The following is a 23,685-nucleotide window of genomic DNA, read 5'->3' as shown; positions in this document are numbered from 1 at the left end:
TAGATTTAATATTTGCTTGAAATCCCAATATAAAATCTTCCACCTTTGGAGGTGGAGGAATCTGACTCCCAAGGAAGCTAGAAAACTAATAACTGATAACCGTTCACTGATAACTGTTTTTTATTTTTTGCCATCAATGCACTAAGTAGATAATTCCCATTACTGTCAGATGATCTAGCAAAATTTATGGGTGTTACTCCCCAATTACCTGGAAAATATTCCGATAATGGCTCACAAACCAAGGGAGACTGGAAATAAATAACATTCCGAATGCTGATAGAAATTATAAACAGACGATTATTCTACAATCAGATGGGACGGAAATTTGGAGAAAGAAGTTTCCACTTTATAATTACAGAATCTTCAAAATACGGTGATTTTACTGAATTTAGAGTGCTGAGTTCCGAGGGAAAATCACTCAGAACTCAGTAAGAATTTACCCAAGATTTTGATTAGCGATCGCCAGAATCTGGAGTTACTTCCAAATTGCCACTGTCATTTGATGCTGGCACCTTCGACTTAGGTGATTCAATTACCAACGAGGTTCCAGAAGAACCATCTAAAACCAGTTGACTTGAGCCTGCATCCACAGTTTTTGGATCTGGGAACACAAATCGTAACAAAGGAGGAGCTAAAAAGGTTGTCAAGATAACCATCATAATGATTGCCGCCCCTAGTGGTTTCGAGAGAGCGCCACTGGCTGCGCCGACACCAGCAAACACTAATCCAACTTCTCCTCTAGGAATCATCCCCACACCGATCGCTAAACGGTTGATTCCCGGTTGACCAAACACGCTTAAGCCTGTGATTACTTTACCGAGAATGGCTACTATAATCAGGAAAGTTGCCATAATTAAACCTTCTCGATTATCGGGAATTGCTGGGTTTAACACTCCCAAATCGGTTTTTGCCCCAACAGTCACAAAGAAAATTGGCACTAACATATCAGCAATGGGACAAACTTGCATTTGCAATTCTTTGCGCTTCTCTGTCTCTTCTAGGACTAAACCCGCCGCAAAAGCTCCCAAAATTGCTTCTAAGTGGATGACAGCGGCAAGGTATGCCATAGCAAAGGCGAAGATGAATGCTGGTATTACCAGTCCACCGCGTGTTTTGAGTTTAGCAGCGATCGCCACAAAGGACTTATTGAAAACATTCCCTAGTAGAATTGCTCCCAAAATAAAACCAGTGGCGCTGATAATCAAATAAATGACTTTGCTGACATCCACCACACCATCTTTAGCGAGGCTGGCAACTACCGCCAAAACGATGATTCCTAGAACATCGTCAATTACAGCAGCACCCAAAATAATCTGCCCTTCTCTAGAATTGAGCCGCCCCAACTCTGACAGCACCTTGGAAGTAATCCCGATACTAGTGGCAGTCAAAGCCGCCCCAGCAAAAATCGCGGGTATAGCAGCAATTCCAAATAAAGTCATCAGTCCCACAGTACCAGCTGCAAAGGGTACTACTACCCCCACTATTGCCACGACGGTGGCTTGGATACCAACTGCCATTAAGTCTTTTAAGTTTGACTCCAAACCGATTTCAAACAGCAGGATGATTACACCCAACTCTGCCAAAACAGAAATGACCTCAGACTGCGCTGCAAACACTGCTGGAGTGGCTTCAGGACTTAAACCAGCAGTGATTTGAAGGAAGGACATGATCAAAGAGTTAGAACTGTCTGTGCTGCCTTCTGGAAAGACTAAAAGGTGGAAAACAGAGATGCCAACTACCACGCCACCTACTAGTTCGCCTAAAACGGGCGGCAAACCCACTTTGTTTGATAACTCTCCACCAACTTTGCTGGCGAGGTAAACGACTACTAAGCTGAGTAGCACTGCGGCTACTACCATTGAACTGTCTGCGGCTTCTGTTGCAGTAGCCAGCAGAGGAAAAGAGAAGTTAATTGGATCTAACAAATGCATGGGTTCTGTGAAAATCCTTCTCTTTGATTTTGACGTGTTTCTGAAAAACATCTATCTGTGGAGACGCTATTGGCAGGTTCAAAAACTTAATTTGTGCCATTTGTCTACTTAAACCAAGCGCTATCAGAAAACTTCGGAAGCCCTGACTACAAACAGTCTAGGAAGCCGCAGCAAGTCAAAGTCGATGAATTAATTTTCCATCAGGACAAAATCTTTAAAAATGTTAGTGTAATTTTTTTAGTATCAAAAAATGTAACCATTTCAGCTTTTGACGATCGCAGTGTCAAAGTAAGAACATACAAATCGTATCTAGCGATTGCACTTAAGTTGTGAAAAACTTGTGGTGACTGTTGACTTTTAACAGCCGCCAGAAGATTGCTAAATACGCTTATTAAAAACATCTGTGGATACTTTGAGGAGTGCAAATCTTATGACTAGAGCCGCTTTACCCGGTTCTCAGTTTCCATCTGGAAACCTGTGGAAAATACTGCCTTTAGCCCTGCTAGTATGTGCAACTTTTGTACTACCTGCATTGGCGCAAGAGAAGGAGAAAATGTGGCGAACCCTTAGTGTCAGTGGTCGTGGAGTTGAAACGATTCCGACAACCCTGGCGCAAGTTAGCTTAGGAGTGGAGATTCAGGGAAAAACAGCACAAGAGGTACAGCAAGAAGCAGCCCGGAAGTCATCGGCTGTAGTTGCGTTCCTCAAAAGCCAAAATGTCGAAAAATTACAAACTACTGGTATCCGCTTGAATCCAGTCTACAGCTACACCAATAATGTGCAGAGGATTACAGGCTATGCTGCCAGTAACACGGTGAGTTTTAGGATTCCCACAGAAAAAGCTGGTACGTTATTAGATGATGCAGTGAAAGCGGGTGCAACACAAATTAATGGTATTAGTTTTGTTGCGAATGATGAAGCGATCGCATCTGCTCAAAAACAAGCATTAAAAGAAGCCACCCAAGATGCCCAGCAGCAAGCTGATGCTGTTTTCAGTGCTTTGGGTTTCAAATCCAAAGAAATAGTCAGCATTCAAGTTAATAATGCCACTGCGCCTCCACCACCCATGTTTTTACGGGCTGAGGCTGCCAAAGTAGCTGATTCTTCCACCCCTGTCGTTGGTGGTGAACAGGAAGTGGAAGCATCGGTGACTTTACAAATTAGTTATTAGTCATTTGTCATTAGTCCTTTGTCATTTGTGAGGGCAAAGGACTAATAATCAATGCCCAATTCCCAATTAATTAAAAATGTTCTGAAGACATATCTCCACCGCCCTCTCCATCGCGCTTAGAGCCTAATAATTCTAGTTGGTCTACTCTAATAATTGGTGTAGAACGGTTTGCTCCTGTTTGGCGATCGCTCCATGTGTCAAACTTTAAGGAACCTTTGATGCCAATTAAGCTGCCTTTACGCACATAATTACCTGCTACTTCAGCCGTTTTATCCCATAATTCCAGAGTGAACCAGTCAGGTTCATCGCTGTTGCGCGATCGTCTTTTTACCGCTAGTGTCAATCTACACTTAACACTACCAGACTCAAAATATTTTATATCTGGGTCGCCGCCTACACGACCAACAAGGGTGACAATATTGATACTCATAGGTTTTACCTTTCAGTACAGGTGTACTTGTTAATTCCGACTTTCATCATAGCGAATTGTGAAACACTTGAAAATAATGTGTTAAACAGTTAACAATATAGTGGAATTGAAAAATTATACATAACTACTTGGAGAAACACATAAAAGTATACGGATATACTAAGCAAACCAGAGAATATCAAAAAACAAGGGCCTGAGACATAGTAAATATTCCTGGGAATCATATAAAAATATAGTTTAGTTTGCTGAACTCAGGATACAAAGATAATCGAATCCACTCTTACCGTTGTAGTCAAGAAGTATCGCACATAGGGGGCTTAGAGAAGCGTGGGTATTTTTAGGAACTTTCGCACATCATGGGATATGGGTATCGACCTCGGTACTGCTAACACCCTGGTTTATGTATCTGGGAAAGGTATTGTACTGCAAGAGCCTTCTGTAGTTGCTATCGATGTCAACGAAAAGGTAGCACTAGCAGTAGGAGAAGAAGCCAAAAAAATGCTCGGCCGCACACCTGGAAATGTGATTGCCCTCCGCCCCTTGCGCGATGGTGTAATCGCTGATTTCGATATAGCCGAGCTAATGCTGAAAAGCTTTATTCAGCGTGTAAATGAAGGCAAATCTCTAATTTTACCCCGAATTGTCATTGGTATTCCCAGTGGGGTCACGGGTGTAGAAAGACGAGCTGTAATGGATGCGGCTCACCAAGCAGGAGCAAGAAAAGTTTATCTAATTGATGAACCTGTAGCTGCCGCCATTGGTGCAGGACTGCCTGTTGCCGAACCCACTGGCAACATGATTATCGATATTGGTGGTGGTACAACAGAAGTCGCAGTGCTGAGTCTTCAGGGCACGGTAATCAGCGAATCAGTACGCATTGCTGGGGATGAACTAACTGATTCAATCATTCAGTATATTAAAAAAGTTCATAACTTAGTCATTGGTGAACGGACTGCTGAAGACATCAAGATTCGGCTTGGTTCTGCGTATCCTACCCATGATGATAATGATGCCATGATGGAAATCCGAGGCTTACACCTGCTTTCTGGTCTACCGCGAACTGTAACTATCAAAGGCCCAGAAATCCGTGAAAGTATGTTGGAACCACTATCAGTAATTATAGAAGCTGTGAAGCGGACACTGGAACGTACACCTCCAGAACTAGCAGCAGACATTATTGACAGAGGGATTATGTTAGCTGGGGGTGGTGCTTTGCTTAAAGGCATAGATACCTTAATTAGTCATGAAACGGGGATTGTGACTCACATTGCCGCCGACCCTCTCTGTTGTGTTGTGCTGGGAACAGGTCGGGTGTTAGAAAACTTCAAACAGCTAGAACGGGTTGTTACCGAAAGCTCTCGCAATATGTAGCAAAAAAATATCATACTTGAGTTCTATTTGAGTTCTATTTGGGTTCTATATAAATAGAATCCAAATAGAACTTAATTGTATAAGTAGATAAAGGTATATATGGTTACAATACGGCGCTGGTGGGATCGTAAAGGCTTACAAATCGGGTTGTTAGCTCTAGTAGTTGGTAGTGCTTGGGTATTACGACAAACTCAAGGTGAATTGGTGCTTGAGACATACCAGGCACTTACCCGTCCATTAGAGATGTTGCAGTCAGGGCCAACTCCAGAAGAACGTATTAGAGATGCCCGGATATTAGAATTGCAAACCCGTATAGTAGATTTGGAAAGTCAAAAGACAAAGCTACAAGATTTATTAGGCTATGTGGAAAAAGAGCCACTGGCATCACGGCCAATTCCAGCCAGGGTAGTAGGGCGTAGTGCTGACCAGTGGTGGCAACAAGTTACTCTGAATCGCGGCGCGAATGCAGGGATTCAGGAAGGCTTTGTAGTCAAGGCCGATGGCGGATTAGTCGGTTTGGTGGAGAGTGTAACCCCCAATACTAGCCGCGTGTTGTTAATCAGTGACCTCAAGAGTCAAGTTGGTGTATCAGTTAGCCGCACAGCAGCTAAAGGCGTTTTGCGAGGAGATTCTTCTGCCGAAGCTGTGCTGGAGTTTTATGAAAAAGTCCCAAATGTCAAGATAGGAGATTTAGTTTCCACATCTACCTATAGTCAGAAATTTCCATCTGGCTTGGCAGTAGGACGAATTAAGTCGCTGGATTTAAAGAAACTTCCCGCATCAGTAGCGAAAATTGAGCTTTTTCCGCCAATCCGCTCTCTTGATTGGGTAGCAGTTTATCCAAAGCCAGAAAACCAAGAGCCGGAAAACGAAAAGTCAGTAAATCAACTGCCGCAAAATTCTAAGTAAATTCTCCCTTAAAAATCCATAGAAAAATGAAGATTCCTGCATTTAGTATTAGCAGGCAGAAAAAGCCAAAATCGTCAGAGCGAAAATCGAAATTCCGAATCCAGCCGCTTTCTCGTTGGCATCCTGGTATACGGCAGTTGTTTAGTTGGATAGTGACGGCTAGTTCTGTACTGTTATGTTTACTATTATTACCAACCCGCCTGCCTGGTATGGAATTATTGGGAATTGGCCCTAACTGGCTATTAATTTGGGTGGTAACTTGGAGTGTGAAGCGCACAGTATTTGCCGGAGCCTTGGCAGGTATAGTTCTGGGGCTACTTCAAGATTCCATGACAGCACCTAACCCTAGTCACGCCATCAGTTTAGGAATTGTGGGAATTTTAACTGGTCTACTCCAGAAACAGCGTTTTATTGAAGAAGACTTTATTTCGATTGCTGTAATTGTCTTTGTGATGGCAGTTTTGGCAGAAACTATTTTTGGGTTGCAATTAACTTTGACAGGAAATGAGCGCAAAGTAACAGATATTTGGACATATTACCAGCGTGTCGCCCTCGCCTCTGCCATTCTTAGTAGTCTGTGGGCACCCGTGGTCTATTATCCCCTCAATCGTTGGTGGCAACGAATGAAATTGTTGGAGCAATAGTCAAGGGAGTTAGAATAGAATTTACGCAAAACCACACGCGGTAGAGGCAATTCATGATATTACCCCTAACACGTGTGGTTTTGGTTATTATTTGCGTAAATCTTGCAAATCTCTAATTATTTAAACCGATTTACTTAGGTTATGATTGCCAGGAAAGAAAATTCTCCTCTGTAACCTGAATCTTGATGAAATTTGGGCAAACTCTGGCAATATGGATTCAAGCTACATTAAATCAAACAACACCGTATCATTGTAGTTAGTAGCATTTATGTTTGATACTTTCTTTTTTGCCTTACAAGAATATCAGGTAAGTCGTCTCCTGATTTCCTGACGGCAGAATATGGAAGCTTTCACTGAATAACCTAGTTGGAGAACGCTAATGTCGAAGGAAAGAAAAAGTAATAAAGAAGTTAAAAAACCTAAAAAAGATCCCAAGGACAAAAAGGATAAAAACGACCCAAACAAATAAAACGATTTAGACCAAGGGCATTTCTAATGTTTTTTATATTTTTTGGCAGAAAAACCACAGGTTTCGAGCTAGACGAGGTTTATACCAATTCTTTGTGAAACTTTACAGAATCAAGCTAGTGAGGCAAGGGGCAAAATCCCCTTGTTCGCAAGCAACCTCAGATGTAATCAGTATTAAGAGTTAAAAGTTTTGAATTAATAACTCTTAACTCCTCACTACCCACTACTGACTATTAACAGCTTCAGTCACCTTTGCCCTTACTGATATCTCCTGCTTGTGTTTTCCTTCGCCAGATGAAGGAAAACTTTTAGCAACAGTCTTTGTGCCCGTTCGCTTTGCCAGTGCCAATAACAGGTAGACTGTGAACAAATATCCAGACGCTAAAATAAAAATCATCATAGGTATACTTCCATAAATCATTGTTCTACTAGTACCCTTTCAAACGAATATAAAATTCCATAAAATTAGTAGAACCTCAGCCAACCAAGTACATTCTTGATTGCTGTAGCTTCCTATGGTAAAATTACCTATAGAGATAAAATTCTCTAGGGACAAAGAATTTATTGTCTAATGAGACTTCTTGCAGACCATAGATCCACAGCAGTTAGATTGCCGTTTAGCAATCTAAAACTACGATTCTCAGCGGTCTACTTGATCTGCGTTATTTTTACTCACACTGCTGTGAAAAGAGCAATGCTTGCGCTCAACGTGCGCTGAAGACGTGTAGCGGCTTCCCATAGGGATATAGCATAGCTCCAAACCAGGAGTTTTGCATATCGTAGGAAAAATTAAAGGGATTATTCCCTTAATCTAGGCTACGACTAATTATTTTAGACTCACATCACCGAGCCAGTAAAATCACTTAGTAAGTGAACTACCTTGGGGTGTGAACATCTTAAAAATTTAAAATTCCTATATTTTAGCGTAACACAACGACCCTGAATTTGAAGCCCATTCCACTGCTAAATTTCAAATTTTTTGAATAGCTACACTTCAGTTCTGAAGAAATTTAGTTTTATCTATTGGCAACTCAATTTAAATTATATCCATTTTGTCAATAAGTAATATTGCTTAAACTTTGCTTTGATCTGTGGCGGTAAACTTGTACTTGCAAACTACTTAATAGAATTACAACTGGTGTTTGTCTTCGTGTACTGAAAAGTCATGTTTTCAGTTAGTTTAAAATATGATTCTTTCGAAAATTAAGCATAATTACTTATTGACAAAATTACTGGCAACCTTAGTTATCACCGATAGACTCATGAAAATGGGATTGTCTTATGAAAACTTTGCGCTGGCACAGGGTTATCTTAAAATGAGTGTAGGATATGTAAACTTTCGTAACCTAAGTCAGAGTCCGCCCATCCATGACCCCAGCCACCTCCCTGTTTACCCCTGTGGAAGCAGACCTGCGACTACTAGCAGATAACCTAAAACAGCTAGTTGGAAATCGCCACCCCATTTTGTTTGCAGCAGCCGAACATTTATTCGGAGCTGGGGGAAAGCGTATCAGACCAGCAATTGTCCTGCTAATATCGCGGGCAACAATGTTAGAGCAAGATATTACACCGCGTCATCGCCGCCTAGCTGAGATTACAGAAATGATTCACACAGCAAGCTTGGTACATGACGATGTGGTAGATGAATCAGACGTGCGGCGAGGCGTTCCTACCGTTCATAGTTTGTTCGGTAATCGCATTGCCATATTAGCAGGAGATTTTCTTTTTGCCCAATCGTCCTGGTATTTAGCAAACTTGGACAATTTGGAGGTTGTTAAACTCCTCTCAGAAGTCATTATGGATCTGGCTACTGGGGAGATCCAGCAGGGACTAAATCGTTTTGATGCTGGTATCTCTATTGAAACTTACCTCCAGAAGAGTTATTACAAAACAGCTTCGTTAATCGCCAACAGTTCTAAAGCTGCTGGGTTACTTAGTGAAGTCTCGCGGGAAACTGTTGAGCATCTGTATAGCTACGGTCGTCATTTTGGTATAGCATTTCAAATCGTTGACGACATTCTAGATTTCACCAGTACGACAGATACCTTGGGTAAACCAGTGGGGTCTGATCTCAAAAGTGGTAATCTGACTGCGCCCGTTTTATTTGCTTTAGCGGAAAAATCATCCTTGGAAGTGCTAATTGACCGAGAGTTTGCTCAAGATGGAGATTTAGAGCAAGCACTAGCACTAATTCAAGATAGTCAAGGCATACACCAGGCGCGGGAGTTAGCTGCTCACCATGCTAAGTTAGCAATTGAACATCTTGCAGTTCTCCCACCCTCAGAATCTCACCAGGCATTAATTAACATAGCTGAGTACACACTGAGTCGCCTCTATTAACTCAGTTATTTAGTTATTAGGTACAAAATGGGGTTTTAGATGCCAAGTTAAACCTACCAGATGTTCTAAGGTGGGGAAATTTGGCTCAGTTGTCAGTTCAATTTTGAAAAATGTTCACTGATAACTGTTTGTTCAGCAATTTTAGATTAAGCCGATGCCTGGTTCTTTAAAGAACTAAAAGGGTAGTAATTGGCATTAATTTCTTTTCATCAAAAACTTTTTCAAATAAATTTGAGCTTTAAAATTTGGGATGTGGGATTGTATCTAAAAAATCCCACATCCCAAATTTTTCTATGCAATATCAGGGGGTACCTGTTTAGGCGATCGCTGCTGCCGCAACCTTTGTTGCATGAGTTTTTCTAGATCAGTTCGCCGAATTTCAACGGTATGAGTGGTCTTACCCGGCGTTTCCAAAAAAAGGATACTATCTACGGGTTCCAATGCCACCAATTGGAACAAAATATGGGTGACAGGAACAATTTTAGCTAGCATTTGAGGGTCAAGCCCAGCAGGGGAAATTAGAGAGACATCCTGTATGGTAGGGAAAGCGTAAATAACGCGCTTTTCCAATCCTGGATTAGCACGATTGCTCAAGGTAGTTAAAACCCAGCTTGACTCCGAATTTTGGAGAATATAGTACTGGGAGTGACGTAATTTTTGAGCGATCGCTCTAAGGGCAGGAGCAATTGCTGCAATCAGATTTGGTGTTATACCATCGCGGGGTGCATTGTCAATCAGCAATTGAATTTGTGCTTCTAAATCCATAATGACTTGTATACGGCTCCTGGGTAATGGCAATAACATCTATCAAAGTGTGAACAATCCCATCCAAGTTGGGAATAATAAAATCAGCCATATCCTGAATGTAGGATTGGTCTGCGTTTAGCTTATACGTAAAACCAAAAAAGCCAATACCCACAGTCGTACAGGTTGTATTTAAATACTTAAGGTCTTTTGAAAACTGAGACTATGAATTCAGCCGCAACCGCAACAATTCCATCTGCAAATATTCTGGGAGAAAATTCTAAAGGCGTGGAGGTGATCTTTCAACTCCTATCCAAGGAGTTTCAACAATCGACCAAAGCTTCGGAACAGAATTGCCATGATGTAGCAACACGTATTACCACCGAAGTATATCGGATTTGCCATGAGAGCAAACGTATTCAAGCTTCTGGAACTGTAGAAAGCTCGGCGATGACCCTGGCTCGGCATCGACTACAACAGTGTCTCAGGTACTATCAGTTGGGTTCAAATCGGGGCAGAGTAGAATTACACAGTACTCTGAGTGCAATTATTTATCGATACATTAATCCGCCTCAGAAGCAATTGAGTTATCAAGGGCGACTGACTATAATCGAAGATTTTTTACAAAGTTTTTATCTGGAAGCATTAAACGCTTTCCGCCGAGAAAATCAACTTGGTGCTACTTATCGCCCTCAGACGCTTCTAGAATTGTCTGAGTACATGGCATTTACCGAGCGCTACGGCAAACGACGCATTCCCTTACCAGGCCGTCAGCAGCAGCTAATTATCCTGCGGGCACAAACTTTTTCTCAACAGCAGCCCCCAGAAACCAGCGTAGATATAGAACAAGCCGCAGAAGGTAGCAATAACGAAGGCGATGGTTCTTGGGAAGAACCCGCAGTGCATCAATTGCGCTCCACAATGGCAACGCAAGCCGAACCCGAACCTGAAGAAGATACCTTGCGTTCGGTTGTGGTTACAGAATTAATGAATTATCTCGAACAACGACAACAATCTGACTGTGCTGATTACTTTTCCCTCCGCCTCCAGGATCTCTCAGCACAAGAGATAGAATCGATTTTAGGTTTAACCCCTCGTCAGAGAGATTACTTACAGCAGCGCTTCAAGTATCATTTAATTCGGTTTGCTTTATTACACCGTTGGGAATTAGTTCACGAGTGGCTGGAAGCTTCTTTGCACACCAATTTGGGCTTAACTCCCCAGCAATGGCAAGTATACACAGCACAGCTGGACAATAAGCAAAGGTCTTTATTAGAGTTGAAGCAGCAAGGACAAGCCGATGAAAAAATCGCCAAAACTTTAGGGCTGTCAATGGCACAACTTCAAAAACGGTGGTTTAAGATTCTTGAGCAAGCTTGGGAAATTCGTAACTCATTAGTGTCCGGATCAGGTGCATCTACTCATGAATAGTGACTCAGAATCCTCACAATACCAGTATCTCGGTTGGTTATTGACAGATGATGTCAAAAATAACGAGCAATCGGTAGAATCTGAGGAAAATGACGGGGTAAAAAAACTCATCAATGAAGCCACTGCTTCAAAAAGCAGTGAGCCAAAATTGGGAGGAACGCCCCAGACCCTTCAATTGGGAGAAATTCCTACTGTGCAAGATCGTTTTCAAGCCGTCATTAAACATCGGTTACAAATCCAAGCTCAAGACCACCCACCTTTGTTTCCCTGGGAAACACAATTAATCGACTATCCCGATTTTGTTGATGAGCCGTCAATGACGCTCGTTCCTACCTGGGGATGGATGGTACAACAGTCGAAACTGAAACTGCCTTGCCCCTTGCCGGAGAGAGTTTTCCAGCAATTGCTAGAACAGTGTCAGGCATTGGTGACATCTTCAGTTCCTCTAGGGGCAAAATTAGTTCAAGTGGTGGAGAACTTTTTTCCCAACGAGTCTCAAGCATTAAATGATATAGCTGGATTGGTGCTAAGAAGTACCTATCGCTCTGTCGGTACTCTAGAGACAATGCCCAATATTCAGAGCGATTACTCAGATTTACAGCCGCGTCAACAGATGGCTTTGTCGTTGCTGGCAGCTAAACAACTGCTGGAAAATTTGACTCTACCACTTTCAGCAACCAGTCCAGTGGTAGAAAGACAATGGCTAACCACTGTCGGTAATTTGAACATCAGAGTAGAGTATCAGTCTGAAGGTAAACTTACGAAGTTACTTGTTCAAGCTGAGTTACCTGTTAAAGGAACTTTGATACTTCGTGGAAGTGGCACTTTAGCAATGGCAACATCTTCGACTTCGGGATACTTAAGTGTAGAGTTAGGTTGTGAGCAACTTAACCCAACTTATACTCTGGAAGTTGAGTTTCCCGAAATAGACCAACAGCCGCTTTTGTTTGTCATTAATCCCACTGTGTAATCTTAATTACCACGGCTAGTACGTAATGCCGCATATCTTAAGGTAACTATTCCCTAGCTGTTGCCTTGGGGGTTTTTCAGTCTCTAGATACTACTAGCAACAGGGTGCTTACTTATACTTAGGCGTGGTTACATTTAACCAGTGGTGTAGACTCACCCTCCATCCCATAAATTGAATGTTCGTTAATACTCGTCAGTCCATTCGGTTACTAGCAAAGCCTGGGGAACGAGTTAATTTGTTGTGCTGATTTCGCCTCTATTTTACCAAGCAACCAATTTTTCACAACGAATTTATTCGATTGTGCTTTTTTATATGAAACTATGTTCACTCTTGGCACAATGAAACCCTACGACAGGAGAAGGGAAGCAAAGGTTGAAAACTCTGTTTTCAACCTTTTTATTTTGTAAAAATAGGCGCTAAACCTTGATAGATGAATGAAGGCAGGATAATAAAACTTCTTCTAGCGGGAATACTTTAAAGTAGGGCGAATAGTTTCGTCCTTAACATTGTTTGCGTGGCATCTATAACTTAGACTCGAAATGCTCAACTTATCCAGGATGAATCGGTTTTGGCGTGTCCCTGTGGTTAATTTCTGGCGGCAAAATTTGCAGCGATCGCCTTTGACAGAAGTGGAAGATTCAAGTTCCTTGCGGATGCTGGTGCTAGCATTGGTTATTTTGGGAATTGGGGCGACAGATATCGCCGCCGAGACTTCATTCAGTTTTTGGGCGTTACCCCTAAGTGTATTGGGTGCAGCTTGGAGTTACTATCGTCGCCGTGATGCCAATGTTGCAGTTCAGTTTTGCATCGCTATCGGAATGTTAGTAGCCCTAGGTGCTTTCTTTGGGCGGTTAGTGGGAGAGTTGAATGATACGCGGTTGGGTTTGGCGGAGTTATTGATTCAACTCCAGGTGTTACATAGCTTTGATACACCCCGCCGGAAAAATTTGGGCTATTCGATTGTTATAGGACTGATTTTATTAGGTGTGGCGGCAACGCTAAGTCAGACTTTAGCATTTGCACCTGTGTTGCTGTTATTTTTAGCGATCGCTCTGCCAACTTTAGTGCTAGATTATCGCTCACGCTTGGGTTTGCAGCCATTAAAAACTCAAAAGGAAAAATTCAACCCAAAGAATTCTTCAACTCTTAATTTTAAATTTTTAACTCTGACTTTTTTACTAATTGTCTGTCTGGGACTGGCAATTTTTGCTGTTTTACCAAGATTTCCCGGTTATCAATTACGGAATTTTCCTGTAAGTTCTACTATTCAAGTAAAAAGTAATTTCACAGGTCGTAGTATCATTAATCCCGGTTATGTCCGCCAAGGTAAAGGTGATAATCAAGGCAGTGGTAGCGGTGGTACAGGACAAAATAAAACTGGTCAACCAGGTAAGGTAGATAATAATTTTTATTACGGTTTTAATAGCCAAATTAATCAAAATCTGCGCGGTGAGATGAAACCTAAAGTTGTGATGCGGGTGCGATCGCAAGCTGAGGGTTTTTGGCGAGTATTAGGATTTGACCGCTATACGGGTAAAGGATGGGAAGTTTCGCGTAATGAAGATGTTACGACCATCAAGCGATCGCCTTGGTCTTACCAAATTTTCCTGAATCCACCTCTGACTACTGCTAAAACCCAAGAAATAGTACAAACTTATACAGTAGTAGCAGACTTGCCTAACCTAATTCCGGCGATGGCTTATCCCAAAGAGATTTACTTTCCAACACCAATGGTTGCGGTTGATAAAGAAGATGGATTGCGATCGCCTGTGGAATTATCAGAAGGACTCACCTACACAGTAATTTCGGAAGTACCATACCGCGATCGCACTAAATTAGGTCAAGCTTCTACTAATTATCCGCGACAGATTAAGAAGTATTATCTGCAAATTCCTCCCGAAATTGCTGAAAAAGTCCGACAGCGCACCGAAGAAATCCTTGCTAACTACAGTCAAGAAGGTGTCACAAAGTCTTCTAAAAGCCTAGATTCAGCCTATGAAAAGGCTCTCTACTTAGCTCAATATTTAAAACAACGTTACTCTCTTCCCCAAAATCCCTTAGATTTGCCTTATTTGGGAGAAAAAGATGATTTAGTAGAAGCTTTTTTATTCAAATATAAAGGCGGTTATCCAGACCATTTCTCCACAGTTCTCACGGTGATGCTACGTTCCATTGGTATCCCAGCGCGGTTAGTGGCAGGGTTTAATTCAGGAGAATTTAATCCATTTACAGGGCTATATGTTGTCCGTAATACAGACGCTTATGCGATGACAGAAGTATATTTTCCCAAATATGGCTGGTTTGCCTTTGACCCGATTCCCAATCATCCCCTCATACCTCCATCAATAGAAGATACTCAGACTTTTAGTGTATTGCGCCAGTTATGGCACTGGGTTGCCGGATGGCTACCTTCTCCAGTAACAGGTTTACTGAATAATGTATTTGAGACAATATTTAGGTGGGTAATTAGAGCGATCGCTTGGTTTTTAGCTTTATTTTCTCAAGGTTGGTTTGGTATATTAACTGGCTTAATTTTGGCAACTACAGCGGCTTTTTTTGGTTGGCTGGGTTGGGGTCAGTGGCGAGAGTGGCGCAACCGCCGATGGTTAAAGAAATTGCCAGCAATGGAAAGCCTTTATCAACAAATGCTGCAATGGACAACCCAAAAAGGTTTAGGTAAACATCCAGCACAAACACCTTTAGAGTATGCCAGAGGATCATACCAGCATCATCCCCCAGCAACTGCTGAGGTAATAGATGAGATTAGCCAAGCTTACGTTGGCTGGCGTTATGGTGGTCATCCGCCTAACTTGAAGCGACTGCGGCAAAGGTGGCAAGGGATCAAAAAGGCTGGTAAGGCTAATAAGTAACTTCAGTTGTGGGTTATCAACTTACGTGTGTTTGCTAACCCTCAATTCATACGATGTTTTGTGTAAGGCCTATAGAAGAAACTCTAAATGCAATAAATCCTAAAATACCAAATATAGCTGTAGCTACACCTGTCTTTCAACCTGCCTCCTTAAGAATTATTTCCGTCGTTTCGGCATAGGACGCATTGCTTCCCGACCCAACATAAACATCCCTGCAACACCCAAACTAACAAACCAAACATATTGATACCAGTATTGCCGAATCTGCTCACCAGTGCTGAGTTCTGGATGCAAGGTGTTCAAGTACAGTAGTAGCACTAATATCATCAGTGCCCCAAAACCAACAAAGCTTAAGCCAACACGAATTCGTACAGGTCGCAGTTCAAAATCACTAATAGTGTCTAGGTCAATTTCTGCCAATTCCTTAAAGGAGTCATCTGCCAAAGATGAGGTTGCTTGGACTTTATTGCTCAGTTTTGGTGGCAAAATCGGCGACAGTATTGCTACAGTTGGGCGGCGTAGTAAAGCCTCGGTATCTCGCAGCAATTGCAATGGCTTACGGTTAGTAGTTTGTTGAGCAAACTCTATATTGTCTGTGGAAGTTGGGGCATTGGCTTTACTTTCAAAATCCATAGTACGCTTCAGAAAAACTAGGATATACATAGCCTAGCGAATCATTAGAAAAATGCATCAAAATAATATAATTATGAATTATAAATTACTCATCCATCTCTTTTAATGTTGCTAATGCCGACGGAGATAAGCGACTTAGATAGCGGAATATCCAGTACTTAAAGATAGTGTTTAAAATTACAGGGAATGTCGCAATAAATAAAAATATTGCATTTCTACTGGCTGGCAAACCTAAATGTTCTGCAAATCCTTCCAGAAGAACCTCCCACCCATCTGGAGAGTGGAATCCTACGAATATATCTGTAAATAGAATAATTATAAAAGCCTTAGCACTATCGCTCAATCCATAAACTATAGTATCTATGAAAGACTTGACAATCACAATTTCTCTTTTGCTAGAAACGATAATTATACTAAAAGAAACCAATGATATCAAATCAGCAAAAACATTACTAACAGCACTATTAGTTTTTAGATTAAATTCCCTAGCTATCTCAATTGCTTTATCCTTTATTTTTTCTTGAATTACCTCAGAAGAAAGGGCTGGTGCATTATTTAATAAAGATTCAAATTTCAAGTTCTTTTGAAAATTATATAATTCATGGAGAGCTTCTTTTTCCATGTCAGAATTGATGAAAATTTGAGATGTGTTTTCGCTCCTAGTACTTTCTAATATAGGAATTACTAAAAATTGTTTAGATAAAATCTGAGTCAAAAGTGGAACAATAATTAAAGTGAGTATAAATCTTAGACCAATTCTTGTTCTATTTTTAGAAATTCGGTAATTTCTGACAAATTCTTCTTCTCCCTGTGGTGAAAAATCTCCTTTAATTTTATTAATAGTTCTGCCAATAGACCCAGGCAAAGCTCTAGCTTTTTGATTTGGAGACAGACGTTTAATATTAGATAATTCTGGTTGCTTATTGATTTGACTCTGATTAACTTTTAGTGGTTCATAATTTGACAATAACTCACTGTTACTAATCAGCTCATCTTTGATAGCATATTTCTCTACAACTTCATCAATCACCTTCAGGTTTTCTAATAAAACAGAATTAGAGATATTGACAATTCCCCGACTAAGTTGGAATTCTGCCAGCCTGAACTTGATAATAGTTAGGTTTTTATCAAGGTAGACTTGCCAATAAGACATCGCGGTTTCAGTATATTTTCCTGATTCTGGAGATATTTTTTTACCTTCAAAATGTTCTATTTCGATGTTTTTAATTCTCTGAGCGGCTTGTTGAGCTTCTAAGAGTGCCCTTTCTGGTGTATCGAAAAACCAATTGTTAAGCGATCGCAAATACTTTTGCAAATTTTGGCGAAGCAATTCTGCTGTTTTGGTAAATGGATTTTTCATTATATATATAAATATTTATACCATGTGTATTATAGTTATATAAATATGAAAATTAAGTAATACCTAGTTTAAAATATTATTAACTATTAAGGCAGGTAAGCTGTTAAGCATTTAATTTGCCCATTGAGATCGCAGGGGGGCAGGGAGCAAGGGAGAGGGTTTGCAGCTTTTATTACCATGAAAATGATGCAATTTAAATGACGATTAGCTTATTAATAGACTCAGTATTCAACTTTATGGGAAGCAAGCCTTAGAGGATGTTTTAAAAGTCCTTTCGTCGGTAGCAAAACGTTATCGATCCCCCCAACCTTGCGCCACCTTGTGCCAGTCGAGGAATTGCTCGCTTTGAGTTGGGAGACAAGAAGCGGATTAATCCTAACTTGGCTCCCGCTTACACTGGTCGAGGGGTTGCCCGTTATACATTGGGAGATAAATAGGGTGCGATCGCGGATTTACAGAAAGCTGTTGATCTCAATTTAGAACCTGACTTCTCACGGCATCTGGAAAACTTCACTTCTATTTCTCTTTCCTAAAATGAAAAGTGTTTCACTGTGACTTCCATTACCGCTCTGTCAATTCGCCTTGATGCTGCGGTACAAGAATTATAGGTAAATGCTAAATTGATTAATCTTTAGAATTTTCAACAGTTTTATCGACTTTTAAAACACGCCCTAATTAAAACATCCGAGAGATTTCTTTATTATTCCTTGAAGTAAATGTCATTAATTCTACCAATGCAGTCAGAGTTTAAATGATTGATATTAGAGGAGCCATAAAAATCTCAAAGGATGAGCCCAGTATGTTTAGCAGCCAAGTCAATATTCCCGGTTATCAAGTTAGCAAAGAACTTTATAACGGCTCTAGAACCCTAGTTTATCAGGGATATCGGGAAACTGACCAACAACCAGTAGTGATTAAACTGCTAAAAAATCTTTATCCTACATTTAGCGAACTCGTACAATTTCGTAACCAGTACACCATTACCAAAAATCTCAACTATCCAGAAATCATCCAAACCTATACTTTGGAACCATACCAGAATGTTTATATATTGGTGATGGAAGACTTTGGGGGAATTTCCCTTAAGGATTATTTCGCCAATAATCATAATGTTGCATCTCTAAATGAATTTTTACAAATCGCAATATCTTTGTGTGATGCCTTAGATATACTTTCCCGTCATCGAATTATTCATAAAGATATAAAACCCGCCAATATATTAATTAACCCTGAAACTAAGCAAATAAAGCTAATTGACTTTAGTATTGCCTCTTTATTACCACGGGAAACCCAAACGCTCATCAGCCCTAATGTATTAGAAGGTACGCTGGCTTATATTTCCCCAGAACAAACAGGCAGGATGAATCGGGGAATTGACTACCGGGCTGACTTTTATTCTTTAGGTATTACTTTTTATGAATTACTTACAAGAAAGTTACCCTTTGAATCAAACGATGTGATGGAGTTAGTGCATTGTCATATTGCGAAACAACCTCCGCTTTTAGGAAATAGCGAAGAAATTCCCCAAGTTCTTTGTGACATCGTGACCAAATTAATGGCAAAAAATGCCGAAGACCGTTATCAAAGCGCATTAGGGCTGAAATTCGATTTAGAAATTTGTTTACATCAGCTAAACGAAATTGGCAGAATTGAGAGTTTTCCAATTGCTCAAAGAGATGTGTGCGATCGCTTCATTATTCCTGACAAACTCTATGGAAGAGAAACTGAAGTAGAAACCCTACTCCAAGCATTTGAGCGCATCAGCATGGGTGCAACTGAAATGATGCTAGTAGCGGGTTTTTCTGGGATTGGTAAAACTGCGGTTGTTAATGAAGTTCATAAACCGATTGTTCGTCAACGCGGTTATTTTATTAAAGGTAAATACGACCAATTTAATCGCAACATTCCCTTCAGTGCTTTTGTGCAGGCTTTCCGAGATTTAATGGCACAGTTGTTAACAGAAAGCGATCTTCAAATTCAGCAATGGAAAACTAAGATTTTAGAAGCGGTTGGTGAGAACGGACAGGTAATTATTGAAGTTATCCCCGAATTATCAAGAATTATTGGTCAACAACCACCTACTACAGAATTATCAGGAACTGCGGCCCAAAATCGATTTAATTTATTATTCCAGAAATTCACCAAAGTCTTTACGAGTGATGCACATCCATTAGTGATGTTTTTAGATGATTTGCAATGGGCTGATTCAGCATCACTGATGTTAATGCAGTTATTAATGGCTGATACAAAGCATTTTTTATTAATTGGTGCCTATCGTGATAACGAAGTCAACCCAGCACACCAGTTAATGTTGACTTTGAATGATATCCAAAAAACAGCAGCCACGATTAATACGATTACTTTAGCACCACTGAGTCAAGGGCAGGTAAATCAATTAGTTGCTGACACTCTTCAATGCTCAGAAAATTTGGCATGGGCTCTTTCTCGCTTAGTAGCTCAAAAAACTCAAGGTAATCCATTTTTTGCTACACAGTTTCTTAAAGCATTACATCAAGATGGAGTAATTGAATTTAACTTAGAGTTGGGATGTTGGCAATGTGATATCACGCAAATAAATCAGCGATCGCTCACAAATGATATCGTTGAATTCATGGCATTGCAATTACAAAAGTTGCCAGAATCAACTCAAGGTATTTTAAAATTAGCTGCCTGTATCGGCAATCAGTTTGATTTAGAAACATTAGCGATTGTTTCTAAACAATCAAAAATAGAAACGGCTGTTTGTTTGTGGAATGCCTTACAGGAAGGCTTGATTTTACCTCAAAGTGAGGTTTACAAGTTTTTTGTAGGCTCAGAAAATCAAGCTGTTACTCAAGAAAATTCCGAAATTATTGGATATAAATTTCTCCACGATCGCATCCAACAAGCAGCTTATTCTTTAATTCCGTCAGATCAAAAACAAAAAACACATTTGATGATTGGTCAATTGTTATTGCAAGGGTTATCCGAGCAGGAGCAACAAGAACGGATTTTTGACCTAGTAAACCAACTGAATTTGGGACAAGGTGCGATCGCTGAAGATGATTCTCTTTCGAGCATTGCTACCCATGAGCAGAAAAAACAACTGGCTCGCTTAAACCTGCAAGCAGGACAAAAGGCAAAACTGTCGGCTGCTTATCAAGCATCTCAGAGCTATTGTACTACTGGGATTGATTTATTACCCGTAACCGCTTGGCAGACTGACTATGAATTAATGTACAGCTTGCATCGTGAGGGTTCAGAAGCAACTTATCTGTGCAGTAATTTTGACCAAGCCGAAGCCCTTTATGGGGAAGCACTGAGCCATGCTCAAACACCCCTGGACAAAGCAGTGATTTATCGCGTGCAGATGACTCAATATCAGCTTCAAGGACGCAATGCGGAAGCGATCGCGATGCAAGGCCAAAGTTTACAACTACTTGACTGGGAAATGCCTACAGAACAAGAGTTGATTCAAGCAAGTCTGGACAAAGAAATTGCCATAGTTAATAAATTTTTAGAGCAGCAGACTGTTGAATCCATTCTCAATCTTCCCAAAATGTCAGATGCCAGTATTGCAGAAATGTTGCGAATTTTACAAATTCTCTTCTATGCTGCATGGCTTAATGGTCAATCGACTTTAGGATTGCTGGTACTCGCCAAGATGACCACTTTATCTTTGCAGTATGGTAACAGCGATATGTCTCCCTTTAGCTATGCCGGCTATGCCTTAATTGCCAATGCCATCCTCAAGGACTTGGGAACAGCTTATCAGTTTGGAGAAATGGCGGTGCAGCTTTGCGAACAGTTTGATAATGCAGATGTCCGGGGAATGACTAATTTTCTCTTTGCTGCGGATATCCATAGCTGGAGTCATCCAATTAGAGAAGCTGATACATACTATGACAACGCCTACAAGTATGGTATGGAAGCAGGGAACTGGCTGACCGTTGGCTTTATGATCATGCAAAGTGGTTCCGATCGCCTCACTTATGGTAAAAATTTAGATGAACTATATGCGATCGCTCAAGCCCATGCAGATTTTCTCCGTCGTATCAAAAGTTTAGAGAACCTAGATGCTTTAATCGTCGGAGTTATTCAACCAATTCGCAATCTTCTTGGTTTAACAAAAAACCCCTTCAGCTTTGATGACGATAGTTTCAGTGAAGCTGAGTATTTACAAAAATATAGCAATACCCCTTATCATCTGGCTTGGTTATATTCTGTCAAAATCCGTCATGCTTATTTATTTGACCACAAAGCCGCATACCCAGATTTAATTCCCCAACTGAGCATAATTGAAAACACCATTTCCAGTCATGCCAAAGTCCCTTCTAGCGTGTTTTATGTAGCATTAATGCATCTGTCTCTAGCTGAAATTGCTAGCGACGAGCAAGAGCGTCAGTTCCATTGGCAAGCGCTAATTCCCCTAGAGGAACGCTTAAACAGTTGGGCAAAAGCCTGTCCAGAAAATATTCTCCACAAGTGTCTGCTAATACTTGCAGAAAAAGCACGCTTAAAGGGACAAAAAGCAGAAGCACTCGATTTTTACGAACAAGCCATTGCTCAAGCTCAACGTCAAGGTTATGGCTATGAAGAAGCCCTCGCCAACGAACTTGCAGCTAAATTTTTCCTTAATTGGGGCAAAGAAAAAGCTGCCTCAGATTATATACATGAAGCCTACTATTGCTATAGTCGTTGGGGTGCAAAAGCCAAAATCTCGAACTTAGAAAAACGCTATCCTCAACTTCTCAAACCCATCTTAGAACAGCAACGATTTACCCTCAACCCCCTAGAAACTATTAGCTTGCGTGGGACTTCCTCATCTAGTTGCACAAATAGTACTGGCAGTACTGCTATTTCTGATGATCTGGATTTTACCTCTGTCCTCAAAGCAGCTATTGCTATTTCCAGTTCTCTGGAATTAGAGCAACTTATTGCCAGCCTCACTCGCATTATCATAGAAAACTCTGGCGCGAAAAAAGCTGTACTGCTGCTTCCCAAAGAAGACACTTGGCAAGTTCGAGCAATTACTTTTATTGAGCATAAAGAAATGCAAACTATACTTGAACCTCAATCACTAGATAATTGTCGAGATATTCCTTTAAATATTATCTATTATGTCAAAAATACCCACCAAACAGTTGTGATTGACAATTGTAAAACAAATATCCCTGGTTTAATTGGAGAATATGTACTGCAACATCAACCCAAAAGTATATTTTGTACTCCGATTATTAATCAAGGGCATTTAGTGGGAATTCTCTACCTAGAAAATAAACTGACTCAAGGAGTATTTTCTAGCGCTCGTCTCAGAGTCATTCACTTATTGTCTTCTCAAGCAGCAATATCCCTAGAAAATGCTCGACTTTATCAACAAGCAGGAATTGCATTACAAGATTTGCAACAAGCACAACTGCAAATTGTCCAAAGTGAAAAAATGTCTGCGCTAGGTAATTTAGTTGCTGGAGTAGGACATGAAATGAATAATCCATTAGGCTTTATTTTTGCTACTCTTCAACAAGCTAAACCTACTCTGAATGATATTGTTAAACACTTAAAGCTATATCAAAACACCTTGACCAACAAGAGTGATGAAATCAAAGACCATGCCGAAGAGATTGACTTAGATTATGTCTTGGAAGACTTACCCAAAATGATAGATGCAATGGCGGTAGCTTGCGACAGGTTGACAAATATTAGTACTAGTCTCCGTACTTTTTCCCGTGCTGACAAAGATTATAAAGTGCCATTTAATATACATGAAGGAATTAATAGTACAATATTAATCCTCAAACATCGCTTAAAAGCAAATGAAGAACATCCCGCCATTGAAGTAATTACTAACTATGGAGACTTACCCTTAGTTAATTGTTTTCCCGGCCAATTAAATCAGGTATTTATGAATATTATAGCTAATGCAATTGATGCGTTTGAAGAAGCAAATCTTGGACAGACCTTTGCTGAGATTCAAGCTAATTTTAACCGGATTACAATTACAACATTAAAGGTAGATAAATATGTAAAAATATCAATTGCTGATAATGGTAAAGGGATTAATGAAGTAGTCAAACAAAAGATTTTCGATCATTTATTTACTACCAAAGAGGTAGGTAAAGGAACAGGTTTAGGATTAGCGATCGCTAAGTCTATTGTGGTAGAAAAACATAACGGGAGTTTGGATGTGAATTCTACACCAGGTAAAGGAACTGAATTTGTTATCACCTTACCGATTCTCGCTTGATTTAACCTGAATATGACGGAAGAAAAAGTCTGAAAACTCTACTACATGCAATTTAGGTATTTCAGCCATGTTTAGCAGCCAGCGATCGCTCAATGGCAAAGTTTCTCTTATCTACCCTATCTATGGCAATACTTGCCGGGTTTTGGGGGAAAGGGAAAAAACGAGCCTTCCACTCCTTTTCCCTTTAACC

15 protein-coding genes are annotated in these 23,685 nt (G+C 40.5%); 9 read left to right on the top strand and 6 right to left on the bottom strand.

The window, feature by feature from the left end; translation table 11 throughout:
• Positions 1-452: 452 nt before the first annotated feature.
• Entirely contained in the window at positions 453-1,931 is a 1,479-nt protein-coding gene (locus IQ274_RS08250) for a cation:proton antiporter (protein WP_163927916.1), read from the bottom strand.
• 430 nt (positions 1,932-2,361) lie between these two features.
• On the opposite strand from IQ274_RS08250, the gene IQ274_RS08245 reads away from it, so the two are divergent.
• On the top strand, positions 2,362-3,102 hold the full coding sequence (locus IQ274_RS08245; RefSeq protein ID WP_194141939.1) for an SIMPL domain-containing protein: 741 nt from the start codon (positions 2,362-2,364) through the stop codon (positions 3,100-3,102).
• A 70-nt stretch (positions 3,103-3,172) separates the two neighbouring features.
• On the opposite strand, the gene IQ274_RS08240 is transcribed toward IQ274_RS08245, so the two are convergent.
• Positions 3,173-3,532 (bottom strand): single-stranded DNA-binding protein, encoded by a 360-nt coding sequence (locus tag IQ274_RS08240; protein WP_012408517.1) that lies wholly within the window; start codon positions 3,530-3,532, stop codon positions 3,173-3,175.
• 363 nt (positions 3,533-3,895) lie between these two features.
• On the opposite strand from IQ274_RS08240, the gene IQ274_RS08235 reads away from it, so the two are divergent.
• From IQ274_RS08235 to mreD, 3 genes are all read left to right on the top strand, one after another.
• Positions 3,896-4,903 carry a rod shape-determining protein gene (locus IQ274_RS08235; protein ID WP_094330992.1) on the top strand — a complete coding sequence of 336 codons (1,008 nt, stop codon included), beginning with the start codon at positions 3,896-3,898 and terminating at the stop codon, positions 4,901-4,903.
• A gap of 99 nt (positions 4,904-5,002) precedes the next feature.
• Positions 5,003-5,812: a rod shape-determining protein MreC gene (gene mreC, locus IQ274_RS08230; RefSeq protein ID WP_163927913.1), complete on the top strand. Its 810-nt coding sequence runs from the start codon at positions 5,003-5,005 to the stop codon at positions 5,810-5,812.
• A 26-nt stretch (positions 5,813-5,838) separates the two neighbouring features.
• Entirely contained in the window at positions 5,839-6,456 is a 618-nt protein-coding gene (gene mreD, locus IQ274_RS08225) for a rod shape-determining protein MreD (protein WP_194141938.1), read from the top strand.
• Between the two features lie 691 nt (positions 6,457-7,147).
• Here mreD and IQ274_RS08220 read toward each other — a convergent pair.
• Positions 7,148-7,345: a hypothetical protein gene (locus tag IQ274_RS08220; RefSeq protein ID WP_163927909.1), complete on the bottom strand. Its 198-nt coding sequence runs from the start codon at positions 7,343-7,345 to the stop codon at positions 7,148-7,150.
• A 947-nt stretch (positions 7,346-8,292) separates the two neighbouring features.
• Between IQ274_RS08220 and sds the strand changes: the two genes are divergently transcribed.
• Positions 8,293-9,264, top strand: coding sequence for a solanesyl diphosphate synthase (gene sds, locus IQ274_RS08215; RefSeq protein ID WP_163927907.1), 972 nt, complete (start codon positions 8,293-8,295; stop codon positions 9,262-9,264).
• A 291-nt stretch (positions 9,265-9,555) separates the two neighbouring features.
• Here the strand turns inward: sds and IQ274_RS08210 are convergent, their stop codons facing one another.
• Positions 9,556-10,029 (bottom strand): hypothetical protein, encoded by a 474-nt coding sequence (locus tag IQ274_RS08210; protein WP_194141937.1) that lies wholly within the window; start codon positions 10,027-10,029, stop codon positions 9,556-9,558.
• A 204-nt stretch (positions 10,030-10,233) separates the two neighbouring features.
• Here IQ274_RS08210 and hetZ point away from each other — a divergent pair, with 204 nt between their 5' ends.
• From hetZ to IQ274_RS08195, 3 genes are all read left to right on the top strand, one after another.
• Entirely contained in the window at positions 10,234-11,439 is a 1,206-nt protein-coding gene (gene hetZ, locus IQ274_RS08205) for a heterocyst differentiation protein HetZ (RefSeq protein ID WP_012408510.1), read from the top strand.
• Positions 11,432-12,409, top strand: coding sequence for a PatU (locus IQ274_RS08200; protein ID WP_194141936.1), 978 nt, complete (start codon positions 11,432-11,434; stop codon positions 12,407-12,409). The genes hetZ and IQ274_RS08200 overlap by 8 nt, the downstream gene beginning before the upstream one ends.
• A gap of 539 nt (positions 12,410-12,948) precedes the next feature.
• On the top strand, positions 12,949-15,279 hold the full coding sequence (locus IQ274_RS08195) for a DUF3488 and transglutaminase-like domain-containing protein (RefSeq protein ID WP_228058092.1): 2,331 nt from the start codon (positions 12,949-12,951) through the stop codon (positions 15,277-15,279).
• 156 nt (positions 15,280-15,435) lie between these two features.
• Here the strand turns inward: IQ274_RS08195 and IQ274_RS08190 are convergent, their stop codons facing one another.
• A complete protein-coding gene (locus tag IQ274_RS08190; protein WP_163927901.1) occupies positions 15,436-15,912 on the bottom strand; it encodes a hypothetical protein in 477 nt (158 codons plus the stop codon).
• A gap of 85 nt (positions 15,913-15,997) precedes the next feature.
• Positions 15,998-17,272: a proton extrusion protein PcxA gene (locus IQ274_RS08185; protein WP_194141935.1), complete on the bottom strand. Its 1,275-nt coding sequence runs from the start codon at positions 17,270-17,272 to the stop codon at positions 15,998-16,000.
• 799 nt (positions 17,273-18,071) lie between these two features.
• On the opposite strand from IQ274_RS08185, the gene IQ274_RS08180 reads away from it, so the two are divergent.
• Positions 18,072-23,495 (top strand): ATP-binding sensor histidine kinase, encoded by a 5,424-nt coding sequence (locus IQ274_RS08180; RefSeq protein ID WP_194141934.1) that lies wholly within the window; start codon positions 18,072-18,074, stop codon positions 23,493-23,495.
• The last annotated feature ends 190 nt before the right edge of the window (positions 23,496-23,685 follow it).

The organism is Nostoc sp. LEGE 12447 (assembly GCF_015206985.1).
In the GTDB taxonomy this organism is placed as follows: domain Bacteria; phylum Cyanobacteriota; class Cyanobacteriia; order Cyanobacteriales; family Nostocaceae; genus Nostoc.
The sequence above is the reverse complement of the archived record's forward strand: the minus strand, read 5'-3'. Positions and strand labels throughout refer to the sequence as shown.